General features: G+C 51.9%; 14 protein-coding genes. 4 read left to right on the top strand and 10 right to left on the bottom strand.

The features are described from left to right. Nucleotides 1–115: 115 nt before the first annotated feature. The 4 genes from BW941_RS01855 (at nt 116) to BW941_RS01840 (ending at nt 5,328) form a co-directional block, all read left to right on the top strand. A complete protein-coding gene (locus tag BW941_RS01855; protein ID WP_076513885.1) occupies nt 116–916 on the top strand; it encodes a cytochrome C assembly family protein in 801 nt (266 codons plus the stop codon). 83 nt (nt 917–999) lie between these two features. Next, complete coding sequence (locus tag BW941_RS01850) at nt 1,000–2,286, top strand: HlyC/CorC family transporter (protein ID WP_076513883.1); 1,287 nt, start codon at nt 1,000–1,002, stop codon at nt 2,284–2,286. Nucleotides 2,287–2,395: 109 nt separating this feature from the next. After that, nucleotides 2,396–4,507, top strand: a complete 2,112-nt coding sequence (gene metG / locus BW941_RS01845; RefSeq protein ID WP_076513881.1) for a methionine--tRNA ligase — start codon at nt 2,396–2,398, stop codon at nt 4,505–4,507. After that, complete coding sequence (locus tag BW941_RS01840; protein ID WP_076513879.1) at nt 4,507–5,328, top strand: Tim44 domain-containing protein; 822 nt, start codon at nt 4,507–4,509, stop codon at nt 5,326–5,328. Before metG ends, BW941_RS01840 begins: the two co-directional genes overlap by 1 nt. Nucleotides 5,329–5,654: 326 nt before the next feature. Here BW941_RS01840 and BW941_RS01835 read toward each other — a convergent pair whose 3' ends face one another. From BW941_RS01835 to rlmN, 10 genes are read right to left on the bottom strand one after another with little or no spacing between them, the layout of a single operon-like run. After that, nucleotides 5,655–6,323 (bottom strand): phosphatase PAP2 family protein, encoded by a 669-nt coding sequence (locus BW941_RS01835; protein ID WP_076513877.1) that lies wholly within the window; start codon nt 6,321–6,323, stop codon nt 5,655–5,657. Between the two features lie 4 nt (nt 6,324–6,327). Next, a complete protein-coding gene (locus tag BW941_RS01830) occupies nt 6,328–6,765 on the bottom strand; it encodes a YbaN family protein (RefSeq protein ID WP_076513874.1) in 438 nt (145 codons plus the stop codon). Between the two features lie 6 nt (nt 6,766–6,771). Then, on the bottom strand, nt 6,772–7,752 hold the full coding sequence (locus BW941_RS01825) for a GlxA family transcriptional regulator (protein WP_068435646.1): 981 nt from the start codon (nt 7,750–7,752) through the stop codon (nt 6,772–6,774). A 59-nt stretch (nt 7,753–7,811) separates the two neighbouring features. Further along, nucleotides 7,812–9,314, bottom strand: a complete 1,503-nt coding sequence (gene der, locus BW941_RS01820) for a ribosome biogenesis GTPase Der (RefSeq protein WP_076513871.1) — start codon at nt 9,312–9,314, stop codon at nt 7,812–7,814. A gap of 33 nt (nt 9,315–9,347) precedes the next feature. Then, nucleotides 9,348–10,550, bottom strand: coding sequence for an outer membrane protein assembly factor BamB (bamB, locus tag BW941_RS01815; protein ID WP_076513868.1), 1,203 nt, complete (start codon nt 10,548–10,550; stop codon nt 9,348–9,350). Next, entirely contained in the window at nt 10,550–11,215 is a 666-nt protein-coding gene (locus BW941_RS01810) for a YfgM family protein (RefSeq protein WP_068440660.1), read from the bottom strand. The genes bamB and BW941_RS01810 overlap by 1 nt, the downstream gene beginning before the upstream one ends. Nucleotides 11,216–11,253: 38 nt before the next feature. Beyond that, the gene (gene hisS / locus BW941_RS01805; RefSeq protein WP_076513866.1) at nt 11,254–12,534 is read right to left on the bottom strand and encodes a histidine--tRNA ligase; all 1,281 of its coding nucleotides are present in this window, start codon (nt 12,532–12,534) and stop codon (nt 11,254–11,256) included. A gap of 26 nt (nt 12,535–12,560) precedes the next feature. Then, the gene (gene ispG / locus BW941_RS01800; protein ID WP_068440665.1) at nt 12,561–13,679 is read right to left on the bottom strand and encodes a flavodoxin-dependent (E)-4-hydroxy-3-methylbut-2-enyl-diphosphate synthase; all 1,119 of its coding nucleotides are present in this window, start codon (nt 13,677–13,679) and stop codon (nt 12,561–12,563) included. Further along, nucleotides 13,676–14,464 (bottom strand): tetratricopeptide repeat protein, encoded by a 789-nt coding sequence (locus BW941_RS01795; protein WP_076513865.1) that lies wholly within the window; start codon nt 14,462–14,464, stop codon nt 13,676–13,678. The genes ispG and BW941_RS01795 overlap by 4 nt, the downstream gene beginning before the upstream one ends. After that, the gene (gene rlmN / locus BW941_RS01790; RefSeq protein ID WP_076513862.1) at nt 14,464–15,597 is read right to left on the bottom strand and encodes a dual-specificity RNA methyltransferase RlmN; all 1,134 of its coding nucleotides are present in this window, start codon (nt 15,595–15,597) and stop codon (nt 14,464–14,466) included. Before rlmN ends, BW941_RS01795 begins: the two co-directional genes overlap by 1 nt. Nucleotides 15,598–15,659: the final 62 nt, after the last annotated feature.

The raw sequence follows: 15,659 nt of genomic DNA, 5'->3' as shown, positions 1-15,659 counted from the left end.
CAGGTTCCCAATGCTGCAACGCTGCAGCTTTACAAGTAGCCTGGGCTGGCATGATTGCACTTCCTTGAGGTGGCCCCTTATGCGACACTGGCGCTATTCGTGTTGGGGAAGTTTCATGACAGCATTAGCGTTGGCAGTACCGGCTGCCGGTTTTTATCTGTTTGCCGCTTTGCGCCAGCTACTTGTCATCAAGGGCAGCAAAGCACCACAGCGAGGCCTGTTGCTGGGCTTTGCATCGATTGGCGCACTTCTGCACCTGGCATCACTGTCTGTCACGCTGATCAGTGAACATGCTCTCAATATGGCCATGTTTCAGGTCGGTTCGCTGATCGCACTGATTATTACCCTGCTTCTTCTGTTTTCAGCCTGGCGTAAACCCGTCGATAATCTGTTCACTGGCCTGCTGCCAATGGGCGCGGTTGTCGCAATTCTGGCGGCGGTGATCCAACATCAGGTGCTGTTAACGGACCTGAGTTACGCGTTGATCTGGCACATACTGCTGTCGATTGTTGCCTTCAGCCTGTTCACCATCGCGTCGGTGCAGGCAATTCTGGTCATTCTTCAGGACAGAAACCTACGGAAGCATCAGACCCGGGGCCTGATACGCTCCCTACCGCCGCTGCAGACCATGGATGCTCTGTTATTCGAAATTCTGTGGTTGGCAATGCTACTGCTGACCGCCTCTTTCATTGTCGGCTTGCCAGCCGTTGAGAGCCTTAGCAATCAGCACCTGATCCATAAAGTGGCATTCTCACTGGTCGGCTGGATTGTCTTTGCGACTCTGCTCTTCGGTCGATACCGCTTTGGCTGGCGCGGTCCCGTCGCCAGCAAATGGACTCTGACCGGCACCGGCTTTCTGATTCTCGCCTACTTTGGCACTCAGTTTGTACTGGAGTATGTGCTCGACCGGGCCTGAGACTTCAACCCGGTCAGCACCTGCTTGACACCCTAACGTCAGTGCCTATGATGGCGGAATCGTATCAGTTATAGGACACCGTCTTGAACGACGTTCCCTTGAGTGTGCTCTTCGGCATACTTGCTCTTTTAATCGTGTTGTCAGGTTTCTTCTCAAGCTCTGAAACCGGCATGATGTCTCTCAACCGCTACCGTCTGCGCCACCTCGCCAAGAGTAAGCACAAAGGAGCCGTGCGCTCAGTTAAGCTTCTTGAGAAGCCAGACCGGATGATCGGCACCATTCTCACCGGCAACAATCTGGTGAACTTTGCTGCGGCTGCCTTAGCAACCATCATCAGCCAGCGGTTATGGCCGGACAACCCGGACCTGGCGGTGTTCGTAAACACCATTCTGTTCACCCTGATTGTGTTGATCTTCGCAGAACTGACACCGAAGACTCTGGCAGCGATTGCGCCGGAGAAAATCGCCTTCCCGGCCTCATCGATCCTTTTGTGGCTGCAATGGGCTCTTCATCCAGCGGTGTGGTTTGTTAATACTATTGCCAACTGGCTGCTTAAACTGGTTCGTGTTGATGTCGCCAATGCGACACCAGACAACCTGAGTACCGAAGAACTGCGTACCGTAGTCCGCGAAGCGGGCTCTATGATCCCGAAACGTCACCAGCACATGCTGATCTCCATTCTTGACCTGGAGAAGATGACTGTTAATGACATTATGGTGCCGCGAAACGAAGTGGTGGGTATCGACCTCGATGACCCGCTGAGCGACATCATTCAGCAGCTGCGTACCACGCAACATACGCGCCTGCCTGTCTTCCGAGGAGACATCAACAATGTCGTCGGCGTTCTGCATACCCGGAATATCAGCCGCTTTCTTTCTTCCGGTGAATATCTGAAAGAAGACATCGAAAAGCTGTCGCGCGAGCCTTACTTCATCCCTGAGAGCACACCACTACATACACAGTTGTTTAACTTTCAGAAGTATCAGCGTCGCATTGCACTTGTGGTCGATGAATACGGTGATGTTCATGGCATCTGCACTCTCGAGGACATTCTCGAAGAGATCGTCGGCGAGTTTACGACCGATGTTGCCGCAGCAAGCTCGCCGGATGTTCATCCGCAGGAAGACGGCAGCTTCATCATTGATGGCACCGCTTTCGTCCGCGATGTAAACAAGTCGATGCACTGGGAATTACCGATTGATGGGCCGAAATCCGTGAGTGGCCTTATTGTCGAATACCTGGAGCATATTCCTGAATCGCCCGTCTGCCTTCGCATTGGCCGCTACCGTATAGAAATCATGCAGATCAAAGACAATACGATACGCAGTGCCAAAGTAACGATTGACCCGAATATCCGCGACGACGACTGACAGGTTTTTCTGACCTGCAACTGTCCGCCGATGCCGCTGGGGTATAACTGCCCCAGCGGAGCCGCTACAATATGACCCCACTTTTTCAGAGCCACCGAAACGAATTGTCATGACCGATCTGAACGCTCGCAAAATATTAGTTACCAGTGCCCTGCCCTACGCAAACGGCTCCATTCACCTTGGCCACCTGCTGGAATACATTCAGACAGACATCTGGGTCCGCTTTCAGAAAGCGCGCGGACACATGTGTACCTATGTCTGTGCGGATGACGCCCACGGCACAGCTATCATGCTGCGTGCTGAGAAAGAAGGGATCACACCAGAAGAGCAGATTGCACGCGTAAAAGCAGAACACGAAACCGATTTTGCCGACTTCCAGATCGCGTTCGATAATTTTCACAGCACTCATAGTGAAGAAAACCGGGAACTGTCTGCGACTATCTACAAAGCATGCCGCGACAAAGGCCATATCGCTACCCGCAACATCAAACAGCTTTATGATCCCGTTAAAGAGTTGTTTCTGGCAGATCGCTACATCAAGGGTAACTGCCCTAAGTGCGATGCCGAAGATCAATATGGCGACAACTGTGAGGTGTGCGGCGCGACTTACACCCCAGCCGAACTGAAGAAGCCATACTCTGTTATCTCAGGTGCTACCCCAGTAGAAAAAGAGTCCGAGCACTTCTTCTTTAAACTGCCGGATTTTCAGGACTTTCTGAAAGAATGGACACGTTCTGGCACCTTACAGGACGAAGTCGCTAACAAGCTGTCAGAGTGGCTGGACTCGGGTCTGCAGGAATGGGATATCTCCCGTGATGCACCTTACTTTGGTTTTGAGATTCCGGACGCACCCGGCAAGTACTTCTACGTCTGGCTCGATGCTCCTATCGGCTACATGGCAAGTTTCAAAAACCTGTGTGATCGCCGCGATGATCTGAGCTTCGATGATTACTGGAAGCCAGACTCCGATGCCGAGGTTTATCACTTTATCGGTAAAGACATCATTAACTTCCACGCGCTGTTCTGGCCATCCATGCTGTCAGCTGCAAACTTCCGCACGCCAACCGCAGTCAACGCCCACGGGTTTGTAACTGTCAATGGCGCCAAGATGTCTAAATCACGTGGTACCTTCATTAAGGCCCGTACTTACCTGAACCACCTGAACCCAACGTATCTCCGCTACTACTTTGCGGCTAAGCTGGGTAGCAGTGTCGATGACTTCGATCTCAACCTCGAAGACTTCGTACAACGTGTCAACTCGGATCTGGTGAACAAGCTGATTAACATTGCCAGCCGCACTGCGAACTTCATCAAGAAGTCCGGTGGCGTACTCAGTGAGAACTGTGCTGAGGAAGCCATGGTGAATGACTTCATTAACGCCGGCGACCAGATCGCAGAATTGTATGAGAAGCGCGAATTCAGCCGCGCCATGAAAGAAATCATGACACTCGCTGATCGTGCCAACGAATACATTCAGGCAAAAGCGCCATGGGCCATGTCGAAAGAAGAAGGCCGCGAACAGGAAGTACTGGAAGTCTGCTCTGTTGCGGTGAACCTTTTCCGTCAGCTGATGACCTACCTTTCACCAGTGCTACCTGAACTTGCTGATAAAACCGCAGCCTTCCTCAACCTTGAATCACTGGGTTGGGAAGATCGCCGCAGCATCCTGACTGGCCATGCGATTAATAAGTTCAAGCCTATGCTGGCTCGAGCTGAAATGGACAAGGTCACCGCCATTCTGGAAGAAACCAAAACCGAACTCGAAAAAGAGAACGGTGGCGCAGCGGCTGCAAAAAATCAGAAAGCCGACAAAAAAGCAGATAACAAGTCTGAGAAAAAGGCAAAAAGCAAAGGACCTGAGCTCAGAGAAGACGGCAATGAAGTAATCGCTGACACTATCGGATTTCCGGACTTTGCTAAGGTCGATCTGCGAATCGCCCGTATTATCAAAGCCGACCATGTTGAAGGCGCAGACAAGCTGCTGCAGCTGACTCTGGATATTGGCAATGGCGAAACTCGGAACGTATTCTCAGGTATTAAAGCGGCCTATAAGCCAGAAGACCTGGAAGGCAAACTGACTGTAATGGTCGCTAACCTGGCTCCGCGCAAAATGAAGTTTGGTCTGTCAGAAGGTATGGTGCTTGCCGCCGGCCCTGGCGGCAGCGAAATCTACCTACTTGAACCGCACGACGGCGCCCAACCGGGCATGAGGGTAATGTAATGAAAACACTAATCACGGTATTGTCGGCCATGCTGCTGACCTTAGGTGTAGTGAGTGAAGCGCACGCGAAACGGTTTGGTAGCGGCGGCTTTGGTAAAAGCTTCCCTACACAGCAGCGCAGCGCACCGGCAAAGCAATCAGACAAGACCTCAGGTAACACTCAGGCTGCCCCTTCCAAAGGCGGTATGATGGGTGGAATGATGGGCGGCCTGCTGGCCGGTGGCCTGTTCGCTTACCTGCTGGGCAGTGGCGCATTCGAAGGCATTCAGATTATGGACATCCTTCTGCTGGGCCTTGCTGCGTTCGTCATCATTCGCCTCCTGCGTGGAGCTGGACAGACACAGCAGCGCCAGGCAGCAGCCGCAGCGCACGGTCATGCATCTCATCAGAGCTTTCAGTCAGCGAACGAGACTGCGAGTGCAACCGTGGCTACCGATCAACCTATGTCGTTGCCTGCTGACTTTGATGCTGAAGCCTTCACACAAGGTGCACTGGAGCACTATCACCTTGTTCAACAAGCCTGGAACGACGGCAACCTCGACCTGATTCGTGAGTACGTTAGCCCTGAGCTGTACGATGCACTGGCCGCTCAACGCAACCGTCTGATGGTTCCGCCAAAGACGGAAATTCTGGACCTTCATGCAGAAATTGTTCGTGCTGATGAGACGCCAACCCACCGCGAAATCAGTGTTCTGTTCCGTGGTCGCTGCAAAGATGACCTGGAAAAATCTGAAGATGGTATCTTCGATGTATGGCATCTTGAACGCGACCTCCGTGACGACAATGCGCCCTGGCTGGTTGTCGGTATCGAAGCTGAGTAATAGTCAGCTGCCCGCTTAAAAACGCCGGTTTATCCGGCGTTTTTTTATGCCATCAGAAAAGTCATAGCACGTAAGAACGTGGGCCTGGAAGCGCAGGAGATGACATTGCGTAGGACGATAAATAGAGAGAAAAGGAATGAGGAAGAAAAAAATAAGCCCGGTGAACCCCGGGCTTAAAAGTGGAGATAAAGATCCCTATGTCAGAACCTTTAAAGAGATACTAGACTGTAATACAAATGTTATACAGGTGTAATATAGCCAGATCAGTAACAATTCGCGCCAGTTCTTGAAAATGGCGGAATCAAATTCTTAATCTATTACGGCTTTCAAATCGCTGGCTTGCTCTGTCTAAGAATCCACCAACCACACAGACGGAATGTGAAATAACAGACGTACCCAGCAAAGAGTGTATCACTCAGAAAGTGTCCCCCCTGAATGATGCGTGTCGCACTGAGAACGACACCGGTAGCCAGCCCCGCCCAGAACCACTTGCGACTGCTGAACAGCCAACCCAGCGTCATAAACCAGAAGCCCATGGCAGCGTGACCACTGACAAATGAATTACACCCTTTACTGCAGGTCTCATTAATAACAAAGGCCGGTGTGAAAGTTTTGCGCCCATCAAACTGCTCGACGTTCTTGGGGCGAGCACGATCAAAACCTTCCTTAAAGACACTATGAACCAGGATACCTGGCCCCGCGAGCAAGGTGACCAGCAAAAAAGTAAGCAATTTGCGGTTCGCCTTATCTGGACCAAAGGAAAAGAATCCGGCAATCACAGAAAACAGCAGCACAGGTACCAGGAAATAAGGAATATAGCGGAAAATGCCATAAATCGAGTCTGCCACGGCGCTATCACTGCCCCACCACTCGCCAGAAGCCGGGTCATAGAACCAGCTACTGACCGCCAGATCGATCTGCGGAAACACAACAAACAGGATGGCGAGAAGAACGAAGCTGATCCAGTCAGCATGTACTTTTAAAATATTCAGCATGGTATTAACTCTTTTCGCTTGAAGCTTCTGGCGCTATTTTCAGCGTTGGCAGACGCAGAATGTAAACCGTGACCCCCAACCCTATGGCCGGAAGAAGATAGTGCAACATAGGGCGCTGCAGAATAACAAAGGCGGTAAGCAGGAGCATGGTCCACATCAGCAACAAAGTGTATACCTTGGCTTTCAGTGGCATCCCCTGCCCATCCAGATAGTAAATGAGGTAACGCCCGAGTCTTGGGTGCTCAACCAGCCACTGATAAAACCGTGGAGAGGTACGCACAAAGCACGCAGCAGATAATAAGAGAAAGGGCGTTGTCGGAAGCACTGGCAGAAATATTCCGGCAAACCCGAGAGCGACACTCAGCCAGCCCACAGCCATCACCAGATGCCTGACGACAGGGTTGCGGATCACTTTTCTACGAGGTGTATGATCACTGCTCATCAATGGTTACAACCTACGGCTGAAACGGCGTCGGTATTCGGTTGGCGTAAGGCCCGTTTTAGAACGGAAAAGGCGCCTGAATGAGCTGCCATCTTCGTAGCCCACTTCGTTCATTACGACATCAACCGTTCGCTCGGTTTCTTCCAATAGTTTCCGTGCAGCCTCAATACGCACAGTCTGGATGTACGCGTTAGGTGACATCGCCAAAGCGCTGTTGAAGCGTCGGATAAGTGTTCGCTTGGACATACCAAACTGGGCCGCCAGCTCTTCGACAAGTACCTTTTCGGCGTAGTGGGTATCCAACCATTCCTGGATTTCGCTGATCCGATCATCTTTATGAGGCTTAGCAAGGCGCATCAGCGAATAAGAAAGCTGACTGTCGCGGCGATAATCAAACACAAAGGCTTTTGCAGTCTGCATTGCCACTTCGTGATTTACGAAACGCTCAATCAGGTGCAACGTGAGGTCGAACCAGGCAAGCCCGCCCCCCGCACAATAAATATCGCCATCACGGGTAATTAACTGATCTGCCGCCAGTTCAACACTGGGGTAGCGTTCTGCAAAAGTATCCCGATACCCCCAGTGCGTGGTTGCTTTGCGACCATTGAGCACACCAGATTCGGCCAGCAGAAAGTTTCCGGTGCAGTTACCGCAGATCGTCCAACCCTTCGTATCTGCTTTGCGCAGAAGCTCGGTCAGTGCCTGCTCTTTCTTAAGTACGTCATTAATGTGAACGGCAATGGTAGGAACAATCAGAATATCTGTGTGATCGATTTCAGCAAAACTCATATGCGCCGAGATCTCGATGCCATTCACACAACGGACTGGCTGACCGTCCTCGGAGGCAATTCTTACGCTGAAATAACGCTCATGGGGTTCGCCCTGAATAACATTCCACAGCACGCCACTGGATACCAGAAGGTCTGCAACACCTGCGATAGCAGACGACATGGCACCCGGAAAGGCTGTTATAACAACGTTATGCATATGACACGTTCCACACTGAGAGAGCTTATATTGCCTCCCTCAGCACGGATTAACAAGTGTCAGCCGCCGGGCTTACGGTAGGACTTTTTGAGTTGCTTGCGTGCTTTATCACGCTTAATCCGACGTTTATTGTCAGTACGCTCTACGGCCTGAGCACGACGCTTACTTGAGTGTCGTACTTCTTTCTTCTTCTCCGAGAATGGGTTATCACCCTGGCGGAATTCGAAGCGAATCGGCGTACCTGAAATATTAAGGACACGACGGAAGGTATTGGCGAGGTAACGTCGGTAGTCTTCAGGAAGCTCATTCACCATAGTGCCATGCACAATGATACGCGGCGGATTTGAGCCCCCCTGGTGAGCATATCTCAGTTTAGGACGACGCCCTCTCAGGATTGGTGGCTGGTGCCCGGCCACCGCGTCTTCGAGAATCCGTGTCAGCATATTGGTCTGCCATTTCGCCATTGCAGACTCATAGGCCTGATCAACAGACTCATACAAATGGCCCACGCCAGTTCCATGCAAGGCTGAAATAAAGTGCATATCGGCAAAGGTCAGGAAGTCGAAACGACGATCAATCTCGTCTTTCACACGTTGCTTGTCGTCTGCATCCATGCCATCCCATTTATTGATGGCGATGACCAGAGCACGACCTGAGTTCAGTACAAAACTCAGCATATGCAGGTCTTGCTCGACAATACCCGTGCGCGCGTCCAGAACGAGGATACAGACATTACAATCCTGAATGGCCTGTAGGGTTTTAATAATCGAGAATTTTTCAGCGGCTTCGGAGATATTCTTACGACGACGAACACCCGCGGTATCAATCAGGGTATATTCCTGCCCATGGCGCTCGTAGGGGATATAAATACTGTCCCGGGTCGTGCCGGCTTCGTCATAAACGACCACCCGCTCCTCGCCCAGGAAGCGATTCACCAGTGTGGATTTACCAACATTCGGACGCCCGACTACGGCGATCTTGATACCTTTAATATCAAGCTCTTCGTGATGAACTTCTTCCTCACCTTCTTCGTAGTAGTAACCGGTCTCTTCCTGCTCGACTTTCTCTTCTTCGATTAATTCGTCCATGACGTAATCAATCAGCGCAGAAATGCCACGGTTATGTGCCGCAGCGATAGGCAGGGGTTCACCCATACCCAGTTCGAAGAATTCACCAAGAACGATGTCGGGGTTTTTACCGTCGATTTTATTAGCAATCAGATAGGCTGCTTTGCCATTGCGACGCAGGTGATCTGCAATCATGCGATCGCCAGCAGTGATACCTGCGCCGACGTCGACCAGAAAGAATACGATGTCCGCTTCCTGAATAGCCTGAAAACTCTGGCCCGCCATTGCGGAATCGATCCCTTCTTCCTGTCCACTGATACCGCCGGTATCAATCACAATAAAAGGATGATCACCCACTTTCCCTTCACCGTATTTACGGTCACGGGTAAGACCTGCGATTTCAGCCACCAGCGCGTCACGGCTTTTGGTCAATCGGTTGAAGAGCGTCGATTTACCAACATTCGGGCGTCCGACGAGAGCGATAACAGGTACCATGTCAGGAAACCTCAGATAAGAAAGTGGATGGCATTAACGCAGTTCGATCAGTGCCAGATCGCCGGCATTGGTATACACCAGCAGGCCTTCGTCTGTGTCCAGCATATTGCTGCGGATACCAAAATCGCGACCACGTGAAAGGCGCCAGTTAGTTGCCTCTGGCTGGTGCGGATAATTTATATGCAGAGGTCGTGGACGGAGCATGATGCGCCCCTCGATACCGCCATCAACCTGGCTGATGAAGTGCACGTAGCCTTCTTCATCACCAACGGCCAGGTAGGTGCCTGTGGCGGTCACTTGTCCAAGGCCACGACCCATCAGCTCTGTCTGTAGCCAGGCCTTAGCGCCCGTCATCATGTCATACGCCTGAATACTGTCATCGTCGAGCGTCAGATAGACGCTACCAAGTGCCAGTTCAGGGCTGGTGTAAGTCGAGCCTTCTTCCTGCCAGATGGTCTCACCCATCTCGCTGACCGCTGCCACTTTGCCATGGTAGGCAGCTGCAAAAATAATACGGCCATCAGACACAGGAGAACCATCAACATCAACCAGACGTTCAAGCTCAGAGCGACCATCAGGTACGCCGAGACGGATATCCCAGCGCGGAATACCAAGTACTTTATCGAGCGCGACCAACTTGCCCGTCGCATATCCGGTAATCACCAGACGATCTGTAATTAACGGCGTGCCTGTGCCTCGTACAGAAAGAACGGGCATACCCGCCTCATAGGACCATGCCTGAGCGCCGGTGTCGCGTTCAAGTGCCGTAACACGCCCGTCAACCGTCTGGATAAATACCCGCTGTTCATCGGCAGCCGCTTGCGCCACAGCCTCACTTGGTAGCATGGCTCGCCATTGCTCTGATCCATCATCCGTAGACAGAGCAACCAAAGTGCCCTCACGCAAGCTAACGAATAGTTGATCGTCTTTGAAAGAGACACCACCGAGAATTGGCTGCTCCAGGTCTTTCGTCCAGAGTCGGTCACCCGACGCCAGCTCAACCGCCGTTACCGTGCCACCGGTGTCCACTGCGTATACGGTATCACCATCAACCGCTGCTTTGAGACGGGTGTAGGTAACCCCCGGCCCTTCACCAAGATTGATACGCCAGACAACATCCGGCTTTGCTTCGCCAGACGCATCAGGCAATACCCGATCATTGGTGGATGCGCAGGCCGCCAGAGCCGCCGCACATGCAGTGATTAAAAGAGACTTAAACCAATGGCGCGAATGCATCAGGCGTCCTCAGAGGAAGTAGTATCCGGTGTATTCAGGCTATCTATTTTGCGCTGCAGAATGCTGTTGTTCTGTCCCAACGCCTGTGCAGCATCCATAGCTCGCAGATAGGCATCACGCGCATTGGCCAGCTCGCCCTTACGGAACAGAGCGTCACCGCGCGCTTCTTCAATTTGTGGAGCAAAGGCTGGATCAGCTTTCTCAGGCAATGCTGCCAGAGCTTCATCCGCTTTACCCTGCTGTGTCAGCACAGCCGCCAGACGCGCTTGCGCGGCCAGCTTAACCGGCTCTGCATCGGCGTCGTTTACCAGCGCCTGAAGCTCAGCAGCCGCCGCTTCATAGTCACCATTTTCTGCGGCAATGCGCGCAATAAAGAGACTGCCGAAATCAGAGTATGCAGTATCACTGAAGTCTGTTTTCAGTTGTTCAGCAAGACGCTGCATATCGGCAGTTGCGTCGGTGTTTTCCTGAGCTGCCAGTTCAACCAGCTGAGTGTATACCGCAGAGGCCGCTTCACCGGTCGCCTGCTTGCTGTCCTGCCAGTAGTTCCAACCAACCACACCAGCGATAGCAACAGCAACCGTTGATACCAGACTGGTGCCATTTTCTGACCACCACTTTTTGATGATCTCTGCCTGTTCTTCATCCGTTCTTAAATCGGTCATTATCTCGTCTCCGACAAGCTATTTTTATTGTCTGTTAATCAGCTCAGGTTATCTGTCAGCCACTGCGCCAGTTCACTCTGGGCAATGGTTTGTTGTCCTGCTTCACCGCGAAGGTCTTTCACCGCCACCTGCTTTTCAGCGATCTCGGTTTCACCCAACAGCAGCGCAAACAATGCACCGCTCTTGTCTGCTTTCTTCATCTGACTCTTGAAGCTGCCACCGCCGCAGTGGGTCTGTACCCGCAACCATGGCTGCTCAGCACGCAGGCTGTCTGCCAGCATCAGTGACGCAAGACTCGCACCTTCACCTACACCGCACACGTACAGATCCACAGTCTGCATCACTTCAGCAGGAATCACTTCGAGCGTTTCCAGCATCAATATCAGACGTTCAACACCCATGGCAAAACCCACCGCAGGTGTTGGCTTACCGCCCAACTGCTCGACCAGCCCGTCGTAACGACCACCGGCACAGACAGTTCCCTGTGCACCCAGCTTATCCGTTACCCATTCAAAGACGGTTTTGCAGTAGTAATCCAGACCACGAACCAGACGCTGGTTGATCTCGTACTTTACACCAGCGGCGTCGAGTACCGCACGCAGGGCTTCAAAGTCTGAGCGACTCTCGTCGTCCAGATAGTCATGTAATTCTGGTGCATCAGCCAGCAGGGCCTGGGTCTCAGGGTTTTTACTGTCGAGCACACGCAGAGGGTTAGTCTCAAGACGACGCTGGCTGTCTTCATCCAGCTGGTCTTTACGTGCGCTGAGGTAATCAACCAGTGCATCGCGATAACGCGCGCGCGCATCATTACTGCCAAGCGTGTTCAGTTGCAGCGTTACCGAGTCTGCAAGACCCAGTTGCTCCCACAGGCGCGCAGTCATCAGAATCAGTTCGGCGTCAATATCCGGCGTCGCAATCCCAAAGGTCTCAACACCAATCTGATAAAACTGGCGATAGCGGCCTTTTTGTGGACGCTCATGACGGAACATAGGGCCCGTGTACCACAAGCGCTGCGTCTGATTGTACAGAAGACCGTGTTCTTCACACGCGCGCACACAGCTGGCCGTGCCTTCCGGACGCAGCGTCAGGCTGTCGCCGTTGCGGTCTTCAAAGGTGTACATTTCTTTTTCAACGATATCGGTCACTTCACCGATAGAACGTTTGAACAGCGCCGTCTGCTCCAGTACCGGCATACGAATTTCGTCGTATCCATAACCAGCCAATACATCTTTTACCGTACCTTCAAGATACTGCCAGACCGGGCTCTGTGTTGGCAGTATGTCGTTCATACCGCGGATTGCCTGAATTTTCTTTGCCATGTTTAACTCTTTTTTGCCTGTTCCAGTTATTTAACGCTGGTAATCAGGTCTTTGCGTTCTTCGTCGAGGGTCGCCGCACGTTCCCGGATCATTCTCTCCAGATCATCAACGAGACCATCGTTTGTCAATTTGCCAGCTGGTTTGCCATCGATGTATACAAGATTCGGCTGACCACCAGTCAAACCCAGATCGACTTCTTTGGCTTCGCCCGGTCCGTTCACAACACAGCCAATGACAGCAACGTCCATATCGGTACGGATATCTTCGACGCGCATTTCCAGCTCGTTCATGGTTTTGATCACATCAAAGTTCTGACGTGAACAGCTTGGGCACGCAATAAAGTTAATACCACGGGAGCGCAGCTTCAGTGACTTGAGCATATCCCAGCCCACCTTCACTTCTTCTACCGGATCAGCAGCAAGAGACACGCGAATAGTGTCACCAATACCATCCCACAGAAGTAAGCCAAGACCGATAGAGGACTTCACCGTACCGCCGCGTAAACCACCCGCTTCGGTAATACCGAGATGCAGAGGTTGCTCAATCTGATCGGCAATTTTGCGATACGCCGCCACCGTCATAAAGATATCTGACGCTTTCAGACTCAGTTTGAAATCCGGGTAGTTAAGACGATCCAGAATATCGATATGACGCATAGCCGATTCGACCAGAGCGTCTGGAGTCGGTTCGCCGTATTTCTTCTGGAGGTCTTTTTCGAGAGAGCCCGCGTTAACGCCAATGCGGATCGGAATGCCTTTGTCTTTCGCCGCATCAATCACCGCGCGCACACGATCTTCACGACCGATATTACCCGGGTTAATGCGCAGACAGTCGACGCCCAGCTCTGCAACACGCAGTGCAATGCGATAATCAAAATGAATGTCCGAGACGAGTGGAATATCCACCTGTTTGCGGATTTCACCAAACGCCTCAGCGGCATCCATCGTAGGAACGGATACACGAACAATATCTGCGCCGGCATCCTGCGCACGGCGAATCTGAGCTACGGTTGCAGCAACATCCGTCGTTTCTGTATTCGTCATGGTCTGAATCGCAATAGGCGCATCACCACCTACCGGGACATCGCCCACCCAGATTTTGCGACTTTTTCTGCGCTTAATCGGGTTTTCCATGTTTTTATTCATGACTGAGCACCGTTCAGAGATTCCTGATACATCCGATATTCTTCAGATTGCGGAAAACGTTGTTTCAATTGAGCCGCCAGCGCAACGCCTCGTGAGGTCTGCTGATGGATCGTCAGTAACTTAATACCCAGCCACAGGCTGTGCGCTGTATGCTCGGTCTGATCACGTTCGACCAGACGATCAAAGCGATCAAAATATTTGAGAGACTCGTCATACCGCTGAGCCTCAAATAACAGAGTTGAGATATTGACCAGCGCATCAACGTTGTAAGGCGCCAGACGCAGCGACTGACTATAAGCCTCGATGGCTCCCTGAGAATTCCCCATTCGATAGAAATTCAGGGCCATATCGTTATATGCACCAACGCGGTTATTGTAGTAACGGTCGTTAGCGACTTCTGTCAGTAATTCACGCGCTTCTTTATGACGTTTCATGCGTGCATAGAGGCGACCAAGGTGGTGACGGGCCAAAGTGAACTCAGGATCTTCACGAAGCGCCTTTTTAAATGAGTCCTCGGCCAGATCAAGCTCGCCTTCGGTTTGCCAGACCAGCCCCATAGCATCGTTTGCCTGTGGGTCATCCGGATTAATTTCGAGCGCCCGCTGTAAACGATCACGCGCCCAGTCAGGCCGGCCTTTCTGCAAATAACCAAGGCCAAGCTGAGTGTAATTATCAACCGCCTTCTCCGGAGATGCTTTTTTACTGAAACGACTTTCTTCGACGGTGACACACGCCTGTAAACCAATTACCAGTGTGATAGCTGTCAATAGTCTGAATACTGGCATCACGAAGCTCGACCTCCCTGTTCGCTGTCAATCTGAACGGCATCAATATAACGCTGACTACGACGCGTGCGATCCTCTACTTTACCGACCAGCTGACCACAGGCCGCATCGATATCATCCCCCCGCGTGGAGCGGATGGTGACCACATGTCCCTGACTGATAAGGTAATCACGGAAGCGATATACGCGGTTATTACTTGGGCGACGATAGCCTGAATTAGGAAAAGGATTAAACGGAATCAGGTTAATTTTGCACGGCACCAGCTTCATCAACTCAGCCAGTTCTTCTGCATGCGCCATCTCGTCATTCACACCATCAATCAGCGTGTATTCAATCGTGGCTTTGCGCTTGTCTGGCAACTTGCCAAGGTAACGATTAGTCGCAGAAATCAGTTCGCTGAGCGGGTACTTCTTGTTGAGAGGCACCAGCGTGTTGCGCAGCTCATCGTTTGGCGCGTGCAGAGAAATCGCCAGAGAGACATCCGTGACATCACCGAGCTTATCAATCATAGGAACAACGCCCGACGTGCTCAGTGTGACGCGACGCTTGGATAAGCCATAAGCGTTGTCGTCCATCATCAGATTCATGGCGTCGACAACGTTATCGAAGTTGAGCAGAGGCTCGCCCATTCCCATCATCACGACGTTGGTGATGCGGCGTTCACGGCGCTCACCTGGCTCATGAAAACTCATAGCAGCAACATAAAGCTGACCAATGATTTCTGCCACAGTCAGGTCACGGTTAAAGCCCTGTTTGCCCGTGGAGCAGAAGCTGCAGTCCAGTGCGCAGCCAATCTGCGAACTGACACACAGGGTGCCACGATCTTTCTCAGGGATATAAACAGTTTCGACGGCACTGCCTCCCGGCATACGCATCACCCATTTGCGGGTGCCATCTTTTGAGAAATCTTCATATACGACTTCAGGCAGGACAATTTCACTGACTTCTGCCAGCTTTGCGCGCAGCGCCTTGCCCATGTTCGTCATCTTTTCGAAGTCCGATTCGCCATACTGGTGAATCCACTTCAGCATCTGTTGCGCACGGAATTTCTTTTCACCAATGCTCAGGAAGAACTCTTCCATCTTCGCAGGTGACAGGCCCAGCAGGTTGGTTTTTTCTGAAGTGTCGGACATGTTGGAATACCTGAAGTACAGCACCGGGCTAGCCGGCAGGGTGAACGGGGCAGCAAGCGTTG

Source organism: Thalassolituus maritimus, assembly GCF_900156675.1.
Lineage (GTDB): Bacteria > Pseudomonadota > Gammaproteobacteria > Pseudomonadales > Oceanobacteraceae > Thalassolituus > Thalassolituus maritimus.
The sequence above is the reverse complement of the archived record's forward strand: the minus strand, read 5'-3'. Positions and strand labels throughout refer to the sequence as shown.

What these genes read in the sequence shown, in the direction of transcription:
- BW941_RS01840 (WP_076513879.1), top strand. Translation starts at nt 4,507, where the DNA reads ATGAAAACACTAATCACGGTATTGTCGGCCATGCTGCTGACCTTAGGT.
- BW941_RS01835 (WP_076513877.1), bottom strand. Translation starts at nt 6,323, where the DNA reads ATGCTGAATATTTTAAAAGTACATGCTGACTGGATCAGCTTCGTTCTT.
- hisS (WP_076513866.1), bottom strand. Translation starts at nt 12,534, where the DNA reads ATGGCAAAGAAAATTCAGGCAATCCGCGGTATGAACGACATACTGCCA.
- BW941_RS01855 (WP_076513885.1), top strand. Translation starts at nt 116, where the DNA reads ATGACAGCATTAGCGTTGGCAGTACCGGCTGCCGGTTTTTATCTGTTT.
- metG (WP_076513881.1), top strand. Translation starts at nt 2,396, where the DNA reads ATGACCGATCTGAACGCTCGCAAAATATTAGTTACCAGTGCCCTGCCC.
- ispG (WP_068440665.1), bottom strand. Translation starts at nt 13,679, where the DNA reads ATGAATAAAAACATGGAAAACCCGATTAAGCGCAGAAAAAGTCGCAAA.
- BW941_RS01810 (WP_068440660.1), bottom strand. Translation starts at nt 11,215, where the DNA reads ATGACCGATTTAAGAACGGATGAAGAACAGGCAGAGATCATCAAAAAG.
- bamB (WP_076513868.1), bottom strand. Translation starts at nt 10,550, where the DNA reads ATGCATTCGCGCCATTGGTTTAAGTCTCTTTTAATCACTGCATGTGCG.
- BW941_RS01795 (WP_076513865.1), bottom strand. Translation starts at nt 14,464, where the DNA reads ATGCCAGTATTCAGACTATTGACAGCTATCACACTGGTAATTGGTTTA.
- rlmN (WP_076513862.1), bottom strand. Translation starts at nt 15,597, where the DNA reads ATGTCCGACACTTCAGAAAAAACCAACCTGCTGGGCCTGTCACCTGCG.
- BW941_RS01830 (WP_076513874.1), bottom strand. Translation starts at nt 6,765, where the DNA reads ATGAGCAGTGATCATACACCTCGTAGAAAAGTGATCCGCAACCCTGTC.
- BW941_RS01825 (WP_068435646.1), bottom strand. Translation starts at nt 7,752, where the DNA reads ATGCATAACGTTGTTATAACAGCCTTTCCGGGTGCCATGTCGTCTGCT.
- der (WP_076513871.1), bottom strand. Translation starts at nt 9,314, where the DNA reads ATGGTACCTGTTATCGCTCTCGTCGGACGCCCGAATGTTGGTAAATCG.